The organism is Enterococcus sp. DIV1059_2, assembly GCF_051713685.1.
GTDB classification, from domain to species: domain Bacteria; phylum Bacillota; class Bacilli; order Lactobacillales; family Enterococcaceae; genus Enterococcus_D; species Enterococcus_D casseliflavus.
In genome coordinates, this window is sequence record NZ_JBIOQK010000001.1 from 839,505 (window position 1) to 855,720 (window position 16,216).

The window sequence follows — 16,216 nt, forward strand, 5'->3', positions numbered from 1 at the left end:
AAGTGAGCCATTTAAAAGTGTTTACCGAAAAGCAACTTAATTATGCACGTAAGACAAACATGCTCGCCTACATGCTAGAGCGAGGAGAACCATTCGAACAGGTTTCTTCAAAATTTGTTGAGCATAAGGACCATGACAGTTTACGAGCAAATATTAAAACAGGCGTCGTTAACTGGTATTCGCAAAATATTACTTCTTGGAACAACGCCATTGAGCTATCAATGGCGTTTTATAATGAACCTTTTGAAAAAACTGTCGAAGACCTTTTACAGTTTCAAAGCACGAGGCGTGTAATGAATCAATCGATCAATAAGTCCTCGGCTAGACAAAATGTCTTAGAAAGCAAAATAGAGCCATTTAACCCTCAACACATTTCGACGATGGGGAATTATGATACAAGTGAACTCGGTCAAAAGGAGCGGTCTTACTTAAAGTCTCGTTATCTATCGGATGAAACAATTGATTATTTAGAAAAGCTAAATCTCGTTTCTACCGATAATAAAAACAATTTATTATTCAAGCACATTGATATAGGCGTCGGTAAAACTGGAAACATTGTAGGTTGCGATATACAGGGAACCTACGCACGATCTCTTGAAAAAAGAGCCTCACTCAATGACAAAGGAAAGTTGAAATTAGCTCGTAAGTATTTTAAAGGCATAGGTGAAAACTCCATGAAAAAGCGTGGCTTTTTATTTGGAGTGAATGTAGCTTATAACGTTCCGTTGACTTTATTTATCACAGAAGGCCCGATTGAATCAGCTTCTTTGTTTGAGTTGCAAAAAGAATCTCTGCCTGTTAACTCTTGGTTTTTATCTCTTTCGGGGTTAAAAGAAGACACCTTTTGGGAGACAAAAAGTCTATTACAAGAATTGACTAAAGCGCCAAAAGTAGAAAGTATTCTTGCCGTAAATAACGATGAAAAAGGACAAGAATTTGTTCAAGATGTACATGAAACCTACAAAGACGAAAGAGAGTACCAATCCGCCCACACACTCAAATTACTTCTACCTGAATTGGAGAATGGTGATTGGAACGAGATGTTGGAACTTAAAAAAACCGGATTATTAAATAGTCGTGCCGAAAAGTTAAAAGAAAAACGAGAAGCAGAAAAACTTGTTCAGTCGATGCAAATGTCGTACTCAGAGAGGGTTTGATCATGAGAGGATTAAAAATAAAGTTGCTGCTTATCGTAATTATTTCTGTCTTCACATTTTCGGCAGTAGCGATGTTTATAGAGCAAACTCAAACCATGATGGCCGGTATTTTAGGTATTGAACAAACGAGCCAAGCTGTTGAAGTAAGTGGAAACAAAGACCTCTCAGCTGACGTCTTAGCATTAAAATCTATCGTTGAAAAAGAAGCACAAGCAGCAGAAATTTCCTCAGAAGTACCGTTTCTACTTGCGATTATGATGGTCGAATCGGGTGGTAGAGGGAGTGATCCTATGCAATCAAGTGAATCAGGAGGCATGCCGCCAAATAGCATTTCAAGTGTTGAATGGTCGATTCGTCAAGGAGTAAAGCACTATAAGACAACGTTAGAATTAGCAAAAAGATACGGTCTGGAAAATGATAAAAAGGCAATCGTTCAGGCATATAACTTCGGTTCAAGCTACGTTTCATGGCTAGGCAGTAAAAAGAAGAAACACTCAGTGGATGAAGCAGAATATTATTCGAAAAATGTGGTTGCAACAAGCCAACGTGCAAATGGGTATCCGACTGCTGGACAAAAATATTCTTACGTAAACGAAGTGTCTCAAGCAGATGGGCGAACGTATCTTTATAGGCATTCAGGAAACTTCTTTTATGCCGAACTTGTGTACCAATACATTGATAATACAGAGAGCAGTCAAGCTCCTAATGGTGAATATGCTTTGCCAGTAGATAATCCTGTGATTTCGAGTGGATTTGGTTGGCGATCTGATCCATTCGGAGGAGGAACAGCCTTTCATAGAGGTCTGGATTTTGCGAATCCTTATGGTTCAAATATCAAAGCAATTGCAGATGGAAAAGTAATCACGGCCGGTCCACATTATAGCTGGGGGAACCATGTAGTAATCCAACATGCGAATGGTCAAGTAAGCTTATATGCTCACCAAAGTAAGCTTTTAGTAACAGTCGGTCAAACTGTAAAACAAGGTCAAACAATCGGACAGCTTGGCAGTACAGGGAATTCAACCGGTCCTCATTTACATTTAGAAATAGCTAAATCGAGTGACTTATCGCAATCAAATTTAATCGATCCAGCTGAAGTTCTAGGATTGAAATAGAGAGAAAGGAAGAGGTCGAATGAAGAAAAAAAATAGTGCCGTAATTTTCATACTTGTTAGCGTTCTGAGCTTTATTTTAGGTGTTTTGATTGCCCTAAATTATCTTCAACCAGTTCTAAAAGAGAAGGGAAATAATACGTTGTTGTCTGAACAAAAAGTAAATCAGGAGACGATAAATTCTTATGTTGAAGAAAATAAATCTTTGCAAGAAGAACTTGATTCACAGGAAGTGAATCTTCCAAAAGACACACGATCGGAACTAGAATTCAAGAATATTGAAAAAGTAGCTAAGGCTTTTACAGATGGTTTCTACACAAATAATTCAGATAATATTCAAGAGAAAATGGATAGTATTCAAGAGTATCTTACGCCAAAAGCCAAGGGGAAAATCGTTCCATATTGGGTAGAAAGTAACGACAAGATGACTGTTGAGCAGAGCAAAATCAGTGAAAAATACTACGTGAATTTAGAGAACGTACTGGGCGAAGCTACAGTAACCGGCTTCTTATATGTGTCTACAAGCTATGAAGAAGATAAACCTTTTACAGTACGTTATTTGGTACAGATGGATCTTAAAAAGAATGATAATAATGTATGGAAAGTGAATGAAATCCGAGAAACAGTCACCACGAATGATGTGCCGGAAAGATTCTATGAATAGAGGAGGACGGCACAAATGAAAAAAATTAAAGAACTGATTGAACGGATTGAAACGTTTAGAGATGACTTCCAAAAAGGACAGTCAAAGAAGACAAAAGTAAAACAGAAGCGAGCAAAACTATCGCCAATAATCTATAAAGGGATGTTCCTATTTACGATAATAGGAACGCTCTTTTTCTTTACCTCAAGACTTCTATTTGAAGATGATAGTCCGATTATAGATAGCGGTTTTGGTGTAGAAAGTAGTCAGACAATCGGGAATGATACAGTTCAAATCTTCCAACGTATCTACAATCCCGAAACTAGATATATGGAGGTCATACTCCTTACAAGCCGCAATGAAACGAGCGTGAATCGAGAATACCAAGCATTTGCAGGTTCAGTCAAAGAAGGCAATAAAGGGGTCGCATTAGAGTCCAAACTAGAACCACTTTTTGATAATTACTATCTCTTAACTATTCCGGAACTTCCTAAAAAATGGACAACGATCCTGATTGATTTTGGCTACTCCGAGAAGAATATCAGCGTCAATCCCACTTACAATCAAGAAGGAGAAATGGTGTTTGAAGATAAAGAAGAAGTCAATCAAACAAGCTTCAATATAGATTATCGTAAAGTCCAAACGAGTAAAACCCTGGCCAAACGCAATGTGAATGATTATGTCATTGAATTGACCGAAAAAGATATTGAAAAAGCGATCGCTGAACGGAAAAAACTAAATGAGAGCATTCAAAAAATCGAATCAGAGATTGTTAAAACGAAGTCAAAAATATTAGAAAATGAGGCGTCAACTGAGTATTTAACTGCACGTGAAAAAGAAGAAATCGAGAATGCCAATAAGCAGCTGAATAGTCAAATTGATAGCTATTACAAAGCAATTGAAGAAGCACAAAAACAAATTGAAGTAGTAGAAGAACGACGTCAAAAACTGATCGATCGAAATCAAGCTGCTCAAATGGAAACTGAGAATAAATAACAAAAAATCCATGGGCGACACAGGGGCGAATTGGGGCGAACCAAGGGTGCTAAATGCTAAGAAAAGGGGCGAACGGGGGGCGAATTCCTCAAAAAGAAGGAAAATCAAGGGTGACACAGGGGCGAAAATACTTGAAATTAAGGGCGACATAGGGGCGAAAAAGTAGAAAAGTGGGTCCCAGAGAAAAGCCTTGCACTGCAAGGCGGGACACCTTGTGTGGACCCCATTTTCCCTTATGCTCTTACACTAGACAGAGGCGAATAAGCCAATGTTAAGACCCAATGAAAAAAACAGGGCCTCAGCTGGCTATAAAAAAACGAGGGGTAGTCAACGATGAGTCGAACAAAACCACTGAAGATTAGAGATGTAGATGAAGAGATTCACCAAAGACTGGTTAAGATAGCGAAGAAAAAAGGATACAAAAGTCGTGATGAGATGTTGCGAGAAGTGTTAACGCAAATTGCTTATGATGAGTTCCAATTGGACAGTGAAATCCGGTACCGGCAGTTCATAGAAAAGCAAAAACAACTCATGGAATGGTTAGCAATAACCGTCGTTGAAAAATCCTATTCTGAAATAGAAAAGGATCCATTTACTGAATAAGATAGGAGGCAAGACTTATGGAAAAAGAAGAGTTAGAACAAGCAAGTCTAGAGGAAGAAAAGTGGAGAAAGAAAAACTATTGGGTAAAAGAATCCACTATCGATCGTATCCGCTATTGGAATGATGTGAGGAATGATAAGAATGAAGGCTACACCTTAGAAGCACTGTTAGACTTTTATGAAAAGAATCATTCCCAAGAACAGCAAGCGATGGAAGAATTATTGACTCTTCAAAGGCAACAAATGACTATCATACGTGAAGCTGAAATGAACAGTAAACTGAATCAACAATTACTCAACACAATGATGTGGTTTCATGAGATTGAAGGGTTCCAAGCAATGGACTCTTTGCCACTAATTGAAGCAAAAAAACAATATCAAGAACTGCTTGAAAGTCAAATCAAAACAGCGCACCACCGGAAAAAATATAACCAAGTTGGTGATGATTGATGGCAAGACAAACAGCTGGCGTCATTTACTCAGCAGCGTTCGTCATCTCTAGTGCCCAGGCTTTCCATGAATTCATTGACTATATGAACCGAAGTTCCGCCGTTCGGAACGAAAACTTTGATAAGTACAATGTGTTTTCGGAACAGAATCAAGCGGATAGTTACAACAGTATTGAAGGTGGAAATGAAACCATGTTCTCCACCTATAACGACTATATGTCGAATCCCGAAAAGACAAGTTCTTCTTTTACTCGCCATTATGATCAAGCGCCACTCGAAGTAATGAATCACTTAAAGGATTACTTTACACAAGCACAAGAAAATCAATCGCCACTTTGGCAAATGGTTTTTAGTTTCAAAAATGAGTGGCTAGTTGACCATGCATTAATGAATGAAAAAACGAATCGAGTGGATACTGTTTCACTGATCGATGCAGCAAGAAAGGCAGTCACAGATTTAGAAAAGAAAGAAGGGTTAGAAGGCGAGTGGTCGGGCGCCATTCACTACAACACGAAACATATTCATGTCCATATCGGGTATGTAGAAAAAGAACCAACGAGGGAGTGGGGATATTATGAACACCCAACTGATCCAGAGAAAACTGGTTGGCAGTATATGGCCAAATTCAAACAGTCCGCCATAAAAAGTACACGCCGGACGTTTGTAAATACGCTTCTCAAAAATGAAACGCAATTCAAAGAGTTAAGCCAGTCGATACAGCAACAAGTGACCTTAGCAAAAGAGAATCGTAGTGAGTTTTTGGCTGGTCGATACGAAACGTTAGCAACCGATTTACTGCAAGCATTGCCTGATAACAAATACTTTTGGAAATATGGCTTTGCCCAAAGGCATGGTTTCAAAGAACCGCTCGATCGGATGGTCAATTTGTTCTTAAACACTGACGGAAAAGAAACGATGGAAAAAGTGGTTCGCCTTTTAAAACCAATTTCTGACGAATACGAATCAGCGTATGGAAATCCAAGAAACGCACCGACGTACTACGAGAATCAGTTGTATGGAAAAAATGGGTTATACGCTCAGATTGGAAACCAAATTTTGCATGAGGTAAGAACATTTGCCAAGAGTCAACAAATGCAAAAAGCAGTGGGAAATATGACTGCAGAAGAATTTGATGCCCTTCAAAAAGAACAAGCGGTTTTACCAATCGATTTAGGATCTTCAACAGAACAAGATTTTATTTCTCCGGAAATGGAAGATGTATTTCACCTGCTAAATGAGATCCCGCCACCTGTGGAAGAAGATGAAATTGAGCAACCGTTCATTGAAAAATCACCTGAAGTTAAGAGCGACTCGATTCCTACTGAACGGTCGAACCAACTCGCTGAAGCATTCGAATTGATGAAACAGCACTTTGACAAGCGAGATGAATCTTTAGACCAGCGTCAAATGGGGATACAGTATAAGCTGAATCAGGAGAACGCCGATCGGGAGGATACGATCGAGCGAAGAGCGATGTACATTCATGCGGTGGATAGTGAGACGGATTTTGTTCACTATGAACCAACAAGTATTCAAAAACATAAAACGTTGGATGAAGAATTCGTGTCAGCAAAAGAACAAAAATCTTCGGAGAGCGAGGAAGGTAACGAGCAACACAATCTTGATCGATTTTCAAAAAAGAACCGCACAATGATCCTGAGTCAAAACCCTGGGGCCACGTTTGTTTATGGTCCACAACAATGGAAACTAAATGGCCGTAAGGTGCGTGAAGACGAGATCGATCAACCGTTGATTATCATTGCGCCCTACAAAATAGAAGACACAGTCGTCTTTGAAGAAATTTGTGTTTACGATATTAGTCAAACAGAAGCCTATCAACCAACAGCTGCAGAACTCGAAGAGCTACTAAAAAAAGAAACCGCAAAGGGGAAAAGCGTGGCTCCAAGAAATGTTTCTCGATTCCAAGATCGTCGCAAAGAAATGGAAATGCGAAAGATGGTTCAATCATTAAGGAGATCTTGCGAAAACAGTCTGCAGCATTATCTAAATGAGCGTGCATATCGTGAACTGCAGTATGAGAGTCAATCAAATATTTAACAAAAACAATAAGAAAGAAAAGACGGTTTGGCGAAAGTGCCTGACCGTTTTTTTAGGAGGGAAATTATGGTTCAGACAGATACTGGAGATCAAGGATTAGATGTTAGAAAAGAACGAGAAAAGATTGTCGCTTATTTTGAAAAAGATCCAACGTTAACGATTTCGGTGGTTCCTGATGAGAATCAGCAAGAGCTGTATGTTTTAGCGGAACGTCTTCAAGACTATACAAAGGTTTATTCTTATCGAGATGTCGAAACCTTCATAGCTCAAAACCAGGGAATGCGCTCATTTCAGGAATTTGAAACACTTTATCGACCGATTGAGGAAGAGGACGAAATTGAAGAAATTGAAACTACCAATCTGCTCATACAAGAAGATGATGAAATGATTATCGAGGAAAAGGTGGCAATTAACAAAAGTAAAAAGAAGCGGAAAGAAAAAGCAAAAGGATTTGAAATGACTTAAATAGGTTCAAAATCTGATTCCCTCTTGTTAATATTAAACTAACGTAGTATAATTAAGTTAGTTTAAAGTTAACAAAAGGGGGGATTTATTTTGAATCAAAAGGTTGCTGATGCTTTAGAAAAATATGGTGGAAATCTATCTTTGAAAGATGCCCGAAAAGAGGGAATCCTCCCTATGACATTAGATCGGTTAGTTAAATCTAAACAAATCGAAAAGGTAGCACCAGGGTTTTATGCGATGAAAGATACGTTTATTGATGAACTATACTTGGCTCAAAGTGTTTACTCCAAAGGCGTTTTTTCTCACGAAACAGCACTAGATATTTATCAAGTGGGAACTTATATTCCAAAAAAGTTAAATATGACATTTCCTAAAGGCTATAATGTTCCTAAAGATCGCCTTGAGAAATATGCTATTCAACCTCACTATACAACAAAAGAAACATTTGAATTAGGGTTAACAGAAACAGAAAGCTTTTATGGAAACAAAATTGTTCTTTATGATCTGGAAAGAACCCTGTGTGACATGTGGAATTCACGGTATACGGCAAGTGCAGAAGTAAAGCAAGAAGCGCTAAAAGAGTATATGAATAGCCCTAGTAGAAATACAAGTAAATTAAGAAAGTACATGCAAATTTTGAAATCGCCAAAAGAAATGAGTGCTTATATGGTACCGTTATATTAGGAGGAACAACTAAATGACCCCGACACAGTTTAAGGCAAAGACTCGAAACTTTGCAATGGAAAAACACTTGAACCCACAGATCGTCCAAAGATACTTTATGATGGAAAAACTACTGGAATGTATCTCAGAATCTGACTACCGAGATGATTTCGTCTTGAAAGGTGGATTTTTGATTGGCTCTAAGTATGGACTAGAGAATCGATCAACCGTAGATATTGATACTACTTTCCGAAATTCAAAGTTGACTAAAGAAAAACTAACAGAGATTTTTACTGAGTTGATAGCCAATCCAACAAAGGACGGGATTCAATTTGAACTTCAAGGATTATCAGAAACCCGAGAAGCTGATTTTTATCCAGGTTATCAAGCAAAAATAGTTGCTTATTTAGATACAGCACGTGTCCCTTTTAAATTGGATATTACGTCAGGTGATTCTATTATTCCGGAAGCTGCAATGTACGAACATAAATTAATGTTTGAAGATAGACAAATACAAATTCCTGCCTACCCAACGGAACAAATTCTATCTGAAAAGCTACATGCAACATTCAGTTTTGGTATCGACAATTCAAGGATGAAGGATTTTTATGATATGTATATGATTCCTAAACTGGAGAGTATCGATGCAGAAAGTCTATACAAAAGTATACGGGGTACCTTTAAACAAAGGTCTAATTCCACCTCATTCAAAAATCTATACAACAGCGAAATGCCTCAGCTGACTGAAAGCCAGTCACTGGCAGAAAAATGGGAAAAATATCAAGGTGAAAACAATTTTGCTAAAGATATTTCCTTTGAATCTACATTGGAATCAGTTGATTCCTTGATGAAATTGATACTGGATCAGGAGAAAATGGAGGAAAAAAAGAAATTAAAAAAAGAGAGAAAAATGAATAATGAGATGGAATTTTGAAGGATCAGCATAGCTGGTTCTTTTTTTTCAAATAAAAACTATTGTATATCTTTGGATATACGAGTATAATAGCGCATGAGGTGAACAGCAATCATGAAAGCAGTCAAAACTAGAATCATTGGAAACTCGCTCGTCATTTCTCTGCCCAAAGAATTACAAATAAAAGAAAATCAATACTTTTATTGCCACCAAAAAGAAAATGGCATTATTGAGCTTGTTCCAAAGATTGAAAATCCATTAAAGCAGATAAGCGATGAAAAGTAACTGGAGCCAACGCAACATTCTATCAGATAACCAGGGACAAATGTATCTAGTCCTTAGTGCAGATGTCTTTTACGACACCTATGAGCGAGTGATCGTCTGCAAAGTGACAGATGCTGCAACTGAAGCACCATTAGAGGTCAAGATTAGCTTAGAGACTTCGAAACATTCGATGATCGTCGATTGTTCTGAGTTTTTTACGATCAATCCTTCTGCAGATCTGTACACGTTGTCCGGCACATGCGATGAAGGGGAGTTTCTTATAGTTGCTCAAACCTTCTTAGCCATTTTTGACTTTCCTTTTTTTGATTGAGTTTATCCATGCGCCACACTAACTTTCAGGAGGCGCACATGGACGAAAAAAAACAATCTACCTTACGAATGCTTTTTAAGCAATCATTTGCTGAAACTGTAGAAACGACACAATCTTTTCAACAGTACTTGGAACAAATAAAGTTCCTCCATAAATACGATGTAAATGACCAACTATTTATTCATGGTCAAAATCCCGAGGCTCGCTATTTAGCGGATTTCGCTACATGGAAAAAAATTGGTCGTCAAGTCAAATTTGGAAGCAAGGCAATCATGACGCTTGGGTTTTCCAATAATCAAATGATGGCTTCTTATTACTTTGATGTAAATCAGACCGTTGGGAAAGTGCTAGATTTTCCGGATTACAGTTTGGAAGAACACACGTGGCCAGATTTTATCACACAAGAAAGACAGGATATGATCGATTCTTTTACAGCAGACTTGGAAGATCCTGTTCATAGAAGATTGGCTTTAGAGATAGGTTTAGCAATGGTTCAAAGTAAAGCCTTGATTCAGCCAATTCCTGAATTTGAAGAAATGGCACAACTGCAAAATTTTCGGACGTTTGTGGAAGTGATGACCAAAGCAAACGAGATCAACCGATTTTTAAGTAAAGATATTTTGATTTATAAAACTGAGAGGAGCAAGGAAGATGAAATTGACGTATCAAGAAAACCAGAACGGACAGCTGATCCCGCAAATGGAGTATCCAGAAAACCAACCGCTCGGTCGTTTTGGCTCAATCGCCGTGGAAAAACTGAAGGAAGAACAGCCAACAGAGTATCAGATGAAACTGATGCAAGGGGAACTAATGAATTACGGCCACACTATCGACAAGAAGGTATGGGAGCGAGTAGCAGTACTAGCGGAACAGATGGAGCAACAGAATCCGTTAACCTTAGAGGAGCAGCAGAATCTGGAGACAGCTACCAAGATTCGCAACAACTATCGGGAACAAGCGATCGAACTAGCGATGAGCGAACTTCTGTAAAACAAAATGATCTGGAAACTGGTTTGGAAGAGACAGCGTCTTCTGAACCTTTTTTTGTGTCTGCAGATGAGCAAAAAGACAGTAGTGCCTTTTTAGAAGCAGATCTATTTCCTGAATCATTGATTACCCGTCTTTTAAAGGACGGGACTGGAACTGTTGATGGAAAGTTCCGTGTTTCTCTAGCTTTTTCTCAGACAAAAGACATGATACAGCGTGTTCGTTTTTTGAAAAAAGAATTTGGCTGGTATGGCAAAACACTGGATCTCCATGGAGCAACTTTTTCGTCCATGAATTCACGGCCAGACCGAGGTATTCGAATCACTAAGATAGTTGACGGTAAAGAATATGAGAAAGACTACAAATGGATTGATATTGCAGGAAGAATTGATTTCCTTATTGGTAGGAATGACTATTTGACTGCAGAAGAAAAAGAGCGAGTAAATGAAGTATTCCAAAAAACGAACGAACTTTCTCAGCCGATTGATGTAAGTGACCCAAAAGATGAAGCCACTGAATCACTGGATAAGGTAGAAGAAATCACTCTCTTTGATATGGATGATTTTGAAGCCACTGAAGAACCGCTCCAAGACAGTGGGTACGGCTCTGAGGTCGCTTTTGTTCCAATGCCAAAAGTTGAGAAGCCTTCTATATCCGTCGAAAAACAAGAAAGTCACAACGTGACAACTAAAGGCAGCAATCACTTTTCATTTCCGTTGGAATCGCTAGATGACTTTTATCCAAAAGCAACTAAAGACAAGATACAGGCCAACATTGATGCGATTGCTTTAGTCAGAAAGCTCGAATCTGAAAATAGAATGGCTACGGCAGAAGAACAAACGGTTCTGGCGAAGTACGTTGGATGGGGCGGTTTAGCGAGTATCTTCGATACCCGTGATGATCGATTGAAGACCGAGCGTGAACAGCTGAAAAAATTGTTGACTGAAGAGGAATACCGCCAAGCACGTGAAAGTGTGTTAACGGCTTACTACACAGATCCACGGCTAATAGAAGTGATCTATGAGAAGTTACAGACTATGGGTTTCCAGGGAGGAAATATTTTAGACCCTTCGATGGGGACTGGAAACTTCTTTTCTGCTATGCCTGAATCATTAAGAACTCAATCCGATCTATACGGTATTGAATTGGATCCATTGACTGGAGCGATTGCAAAACACTTACACCAAGATGCAACCATTGAGGTGACTGGTTTTGAGAATACCCCTCTAAATCAAAATGGCTTTGATCTCGTAATCAGTAACATTCCTTTTGATAGTATACAAATCGAAGATCCTAACTACGACCATAGCTATGCCATTCATGATTACTTTATTAAAAAAGCGTTGGATAGTGTAAAAGAAGGCGGTATTGTAGCTATTATCACGTCCACCTCAACATTAGATAAGCAAAGCGAAAATGTTCGACGTGAGTATGCAAAAAAAGGTGAATTGCTTGGCGCCGTTCGTTTACCAAGTAATGCGTTTAAAAAAATAGCAGGTACCGATGTTGTTACTGACCTTATATTCTTTCAAAAGAATTCGGAAATCGAGCGCTCATATACACCCAGCTGGGTGTTTGTCGGCATGCATAGAGATGTACCAGGAAAACCTTTTAACAACTATTTTGTGAAAAATACGGACATGATTCTTGGCGAACTTTCACTTAAGAATTTTCGTGGGAAAACCCTCGATGTGAAAGCAAATCCTGAAGCGAATTTGATTGATGATCTAAGGACTGCGATTGAAAAGATACCAGGAACGTTCGAGCTTACGCCTTCCGCTAAAGAGATCTCTCTCGTAGAACAAAGAACAGACAATGAAGTTTCAGTTTCCGAGATCCCGAATTTCAATTACGGCCAAAGCCAAGGGAAAATCTACTTCAACAACAATGGCTATTTAGAAGCATTTGAAGGATCAGAAAAAGCCGAAAAACAACTTTCCCAATTGATCAAAATCAAAGAAGAGCTATTACATGTGATTTATGTTCAACGACAAGAAGATTATAGTGTGGAAGAATTTCAGCTTGCACTGGCAAAACTGAATCAGGCGTATGATACCTTTGTATCTGATTTTGGTCCGATTGCGCAAAACTCGAAAGTGTTTCAACGTGACGAATACCTTCCATTACTAAAATCCATTGAAATAGTCCATAAGGACGGATCTGTTGAAAAAGGTGATGTCTTTTTTAAGGCAACTATCCGGAGAAAAGAACCAATTACAACAGTCGATTCTGCGATCGAAGCATTACAGCTGTCATTAGGACGGCGTTTAAAAGTAGATTTAGATTTTATGGCGGATGTTTATGGAAAAGACAAAGGAACCATAGTCAAAGAACTCGAAGGTCAAATATTTATTGATCCATTGAAGTATAAAGGGGATCAATTTGATGATGTTTGGGAAGTAAGAGAAGAATATCTAAGCGGTGATGTCAAACAAAAGCTAGTAGAAGCTCGGTACTTCAATGAATCCTATCCAGGACTATTTGAAAAAAATGTGTCCTCTTTAGAGGACGTGCAGCCTGAGCCATTGAAAGCTGGTGAAATCGATTATTCGGTTGGAAGTACCTGGATACCTAAAGAAACGTATGAACAGTTTATGTTTGAAACGTTTGAAACACCGCCGTGGATGGTTCGGGAACATTATGTCCAATTGGATTATGATCCAACCGCTTCTCGCTACTTTATTTCTGGAAAAAGTACACATAAAGGACCGATCGTCAGTAACCGCTACGGAACGGCACGTGCGAATGCGTATCTCATTTTTGAAAATAGTTTAAATCTCCAAAAAATCGAAATCCGTGATCGAGTGGAAGACGGCGATGGAAAATCACACTATGTATTAAATCCTAAAGAAACGCAATATGCTCGTTCAAAACAAGAAGAACTGCAAGAGATCTTCAAGAATTGGGTCATGAATCATTCTCAAGTCCTTGAAGAACTGCAAGGAATTTACGAAGAGCGATTCAATCGATTAGTACCGAGAGCCTATGATGGTAGCTACCTAGAGTTTGAAGGGCTGAGTGAACAAATTGAATTGCGACCGCACCAAAAGAATATGGTTGCCAGGATTATTCAAAACGGACGTGGGTTGATGGCTCATGTGGTAGGCGCTGGCAAGACGTTAACGATGATTTCTGCAGGAATGATGATGAAAACGCATGGTTTGATCAAGAAAGCGATGTATGTTGTGCCTAACCACCTGACAGGCGATTTTGGTACCGAACTTTTGCGGTTCTATCCGTCAAAAAAAGTGCTAGTTACAACCAAGAAAGACTTTGAGAAAGCCAATCGGCAACAATTCGTTTCTCGAATCGCTGTCGGCGACTATGATGCCGTGATTATTGGCCATTCTCAGTTTGAAAAAATCGCCTTATCTCCAGAACGCCAACGAAATATGTTAAAAGCAGAAATCAATCAGGTATCTGAAGCAATCGCTGCTTATCAAATGGAGAATGATGTTGATTCCTGGTCGATCAAACAGATGGTTAGTTTTGAGAAAAGGCTCAATGAACGGTTAGCCAAACTGAATAAACAAGACAAGAAAGATGATTTGATTTACTTCGAGGACTTGGGCGTCGATTTTCTGTTTGTAGATGAAGCTCATTTGTATAAAAACCTCTATTCCTACACCAAGTTATCTAATGTAGCAGGGGTCAATGCGTCTAACAGTCTAAGATCCAGTGATATGGAAATGAAAGTGAAGTATATGCTTGAAGAAAATCAGGGTCGTGGTGTTGTTTTTGCGACAGGAACGCCAATCTCTAACTCGATGTCGGAAATGTATACCATGCAAAAATACTTACAACCAGATGTATTAAAAGACTTTGGTGTTTACCATTTTGACGCTTGGGCTTCCACGTTTGGCGAAATCGTCTCTTCACTGGAAATCACGCCTGAAGGCAGTGGCTATCAGATGAAGAATCGTTTTTCTAAATTCCACAATCTTCCGGAACTGATGAGTATGTTTAACTTAATAGCGGACATTCAAACCAAAGACATGCTTAATCTTCCTGTACCAGCAATCAAAGGAGAGAAAGCACAGATCATTGTTACTGAGCCTATTACCTATCAAAAAGATAAGATGGATCAGTTGGCTATGCGTGCGGAAAAAATCAGGAATCGTGAAGTGTCTCCGGAAGTAGACAATATGCTGAAAATCACGAACGAAGCGAAGTTAATGGCACTAGATCCACGCCTGTTAGATGACTACGATGAATCAAAATACGATCAACAAGAATTGAAACAGACCAAAATTGCACGTGCAGCTGAAAAGGTATTTACCATTTGGTTAGAGACAAAAGAACAACGATCGACACAACTTATTTTCTCTGATTCCGGAACGCCAAAACCTGGGAAATTCAATGTTTACGATGAAATAAAGCGTCAGCTGATTGAAAAAAATATACCTGAAAACGAAGTGGCGTTCATTCATGATGCAAAAACCGAAGCGCAACGTGATGCTTTATTTGAGAAAGTCCGAGAAGGTGAAGTCCGTATTCTGATCGGAAGTACCGGAAAAGTTGGGACCGGTACGAATATTCAGGACAAATTGATTGCAGCACACCATGTAGACTGTCCTTGGCGTCCTTCAGATATTGAGCAAAGAGATGGCCGGATTGTTCGACAGGGGAATGAGAACAAAGAGATTCAGATTTATCGTTATGTGGCTAAAGGAACATTTGATAGTTTCTTGTGGCAGATTCAGGAACAAAAGCTCACGTATATCTCTCAAGTAATGACTGGTAAGGCAATTACTCGAACCGTAGACGAGATGTCTGAAACGGTTCTAGACGCTTCTGAGATCAAAGCCGTTGCGACAGGTAATCCGCTGCTAGCAGACAAAATGCGGTTGGATAATGAGATCACGAAATTAAGAATGTTACAATCTTCGTATTTGAATGAGCGAGAGCTATTGAAACGTTCAATCGATCAAATCTATCCGTCAATGATCAAAAGCGGGGAGCAGCATATGGCCACGCTACAAGAAGACATTCAACGCTATAAAGACAATGATCCTGACGAGTTTTCGATCGTGATCGATGGCAAAGAATACACAGAAAGATCAAAAGCAGGAGAAGTCTTTGAAAGTGCCACGTTCCTTTATATGCGCTCTCCAGATTTCGTAGAAATCGGTGAATACAAGGGGTTTTCGTTTTCTGTGCGAAAAAGCGAATTAAGCTATGGAAGTTTGCAAGTACGTCTACATGGTAAAGGGCATTACGATTTACTCGTAGATCCTAGCACCCAAATTGGAAGCATTCGCCGGATAGAGAACAAAATCAATCAACTGCCCGAAATGTTACAAGAAGCAGCTGAAGAAGTCCAAGAAACAAAAGAAAAGATGGAAAGCGCTAAAGAACAAATCAAACAACCTTTCAGCCACGCTCAAGAATTACAAGAGAAGGTATTGCGCCAACAAGAGATTCAATCAGAAATTGAGTCCTCACTAAATAAGTCAGACACACAATCAATAGTTGATGAGATAGAAGAAACCGAGAAATCTCAAGTAGCGTATTCCAAAGAAGATTATTTACACGAAGAAAGGGAGATGTAGTTTATAAACGCCCGCTGAATTTAA

General features: G+C 39.0%; 13 protein-coding genes. All 13 read left to right on the plus strand.

The features are described 5' to 3' along the window. Positions 1–2 precede the first annotated feature (2 nt). Entirely contained in the window at positions 3–1,157 is a 1,155-nt protein-coding gene (locus tag IGI72_RS03920; protein WP_223597826.1) for a toprim domain-containing protein, read from the plus strand. Between the two features lie 2 nt (positions 1,158–1,159). Further along, positions 1,160–2,272 (plus strand): lysozyme family protein, encoded by a 1,113-nt coding sequence (locus IGI72_RS03925; RefSeq protein ID WP_223597825.1) that lies wholly within the window; start codon positions 1,160–1,162, stop codon positions 2,270–2,272. Between the two features lie 19 nt (positions 2,273–2,291). After that, positions 2,292–2,933, plus strand: a complete 642-nt coding sequence (locus IGI72_RS03930; RefSeq protein WP_223597823.1) for a hypothetical protein — start codon at positions 2,292–2,294, stop codon at positions 2,931–2,933. Positions 2,934–2,948: 15 nt separating this feature from the next. Beyond that, positions 2,949–3,908, plus strand: a complete 960-nt coding sequence (locus IGI72_RS03935; protein ID WP_223597822.1) for a hypothetical protein — start codon at positions 2,949–2,951, stop codon at positions 3,906–3,908. A gap of 333 nt (positions 3,909–4,241) precedes the next feature. After that, positions 4,242–4,511 (plus strand): hypothetical protein, encoded by a 270-nt coding sequence (locus tag IGI72_RS03940; protein WP_223597821.1) that lies wholly within the window; start codon positions 4,242–4,244, stop codon positions 4,509–4,511. Positions 4,512–4,528: 17 nt separating this feature from the next. Beyond that, on the plus strand, positions 4,529–4,960 hold the full coding sequence (locus IGI72_RS03945; RefSeq protein WP_138314771.1) for a hypothetical protein: 432 nt from the start codon (positions 4,529–4,531) through the stop codon (positions 4,958–4,960). After that, positions 4,960–7,017, plus strand: a complete 2,058-nt coding sequence (mobP2, locus tag IGI72_RS03950) for a MobP2 family relaxase (protein WP_218193477.1) — start codon at positions 4,960–4,962, stop codon at positions 7,015–7,017. The genes IGI72_RS03945 and mobP2 overlap by 1 nt, the downstream gene beginning before the upstream one ends. 27 nt (positions 7,018–7,044) lie before the next feature. Continuing rightward, positions 7,045–7,482, plus strand: coding sequence for a hypothetical protein (locus tag IGI72_RS03955; RefSeq protein ID WP_223597820.1), 438 nt, complete (start codon positions 7,045–7,047; stop codon positions 7,480–7,482). 90 nt (positions 7,483–7,572) lie between these two features. Further along, positions 7,573–8,166, plus strand: coding sequence for a type IV toxin-antitoxin system AbiEi family antitoxin domain-containing protein (locus IGI72_RS03960; RefSeq protein WP_218193476.1), 594 nt, complete (start codon positions 7,573–7,575; stop codon positions 8,164–8,166). 13 nt (positions 8,167–8,179) lie between these two features. Further along, complete coding sequence (locus IGI72_RS03965) at positions 8,180–9,079, plus strand: nucleotidyl transferase AbiEii/AbiGii toxin family protein (RefSeq protein WP_223597819.1); 900 nt, start codon at positions 8,180–8,182, stop codon at positions 9,077–9,079. A gap of 93 nt (positions 9,080–9,172) precedes the next feature. After that, positions 9,173–9,343, plus strand: coding sequence for a type II toxin-antitoxin system PemI/MazE family antitoxin (gene mazE / locus IGI72_RS03970; RefSeq protein ID WP_138314768.1), 171 nt, complete (start codon positions 9,173–9,175; stop codon positions 9,341–9,343). Next, positions 9,333–9,653, plus strand: a complete 321-nt coding sequence (locus IGI72_RS03975) for a type II toxin-antitoxin system PemK/MazF family toxin (RefSeq protein ID WP_138314767.1) — start codon at positions 9,333–9,335, stop codon at positions 9,651–9,653. Before mazE ends, IGI72_RS03975 begins: the two co-directional genes overlap by 11 nt. Before the next feature lie 38 nt (positions 9,654–9,691). Continuing rightward, positions 9,692–16,192 carry an SNF2-related protein gene (locus tag IGI72_RS03980; protein WP_230311410.1) on the plus strand — a complete coding sequence of 2,167 codons (6,501 nt, stop codon included), beginning with the start codon at positions 9,692–9,694 and terminating at the stop codon, positions 16,190–16,192. Positions 16,193–16,216: the final 24 nt, after the last annotated feature.

Coding starts and splice junctions, on each gene's coding strand:
- IGI72_RS03945 (WP_138314771.1), top strand. CDS start 4,529: ATGGAAAAAGAAGAGTTAGAACAAGCAAGTCTAGAGGAAGAAAAGTGG.
- IGI72_RS03930 (WP_223597823.1), top strand. CDS start 2,292: ATGAAGAAAAAAAATAGTGCCGTAATTTTCATACTTGTTAGCGTTCTG.
- mazE (WP_138314768.1), top strand. CDS start 9,173: ATGAAAGCAGTCAAAACTAGAATCATTGGAAACTCGCTCGTCATTTCT.
- IGI72_RS03980 (WP_230311410.1), top strand. CDS start 9,692: ATGGACGAAAAAAAACAATCTACCTTACGAATGCTTTTTAAGCAATCA.
- IGI72_RS03975 (WP_138314767.1), top strand. CDS start 9,333: ATGAAAAGTAACTGGAGCCAACGCAACATTCTATCAGATAACCAGGGA.
- IGI72_RS03965 (WP_223597819.1), top strand. CDS start 8,180: ATGACCCCGACACAGTTTAAGGCAAAGACTCGAAACTTTGCAATGGAA.
- mobP2 (WP_218193477.1), top strand. CDS start 4,960: ATGGCAAGACAAACAGCTGGCGTCATTTACTCAGCAGCGTTCGTCATC.
- IGI72_RS03935 (WP_223597822.1), top strand. CDS start 2,949: ATGAAAAAAATTAAAGAACTGATTGAACGGATTGAAACGTTTAGAGAT.
- IGI72_RS03940 (WP_223597821.1), top strand. CDS start 4,242: ATGAGTCGAACAAAACCACTGAAGATTAGAGATGTAGATGAAGAGATT.
- IGI72_RS03925 (WP_223597825.1), top strand. CDS start 1,160: ATGAGAGGATTAAAAATAAAGTTGCTGCTTATCGTAATTATTTCTGTC.